Annotated in this window: 1 protein-coding gene; it reads left to right on the forward strand. The window is 41.7% G+C overall.

Translation table 11 applies throughout. The features are described from left to right. Positions 1-72 precede the first annotated feature (72 nt). A partial coding sequence (locus AB4135_RS22040; RefSeq protein ID WP_371995555.1) for a transposase occupies positions 73-266 on the forward strand: 194 nt, incomplete at its 3' end.

Below are 266 nucleotides of genomic sequence, written 5' to 3' on the forward strand. Positions count from 1 at the left end.
TGTAGTGGTACGGTGAATTTGGCCACCTAGTTAGAGGTGATATCATCACCTCATAAGTTAACAGGTGACACTATGAAAAAACGTACAAGAAGGCTGTTTAGTGCAGAATTTAAACTCGAATCTGCACAACTAGTACTAGACCAGAATTACTCAATTGTTGAAGCGGCTCAAGCCATGAATGTGGGCAAATCAACCATGGATAAGTGGGTTCGGCAATTAAGAGATGAGCGACAAGGTAAGCAACCTAAAGCATCACCTATATCACC

The organism is Shewanella sp. 10N.286.54.B9, assembly GCF_041468565.1.
Classification (GTDB): Bacteria; Pseudomonadota; Gammaproteobacteria; order Enterobacterales; family Shewanellaceae; genus Shewanella.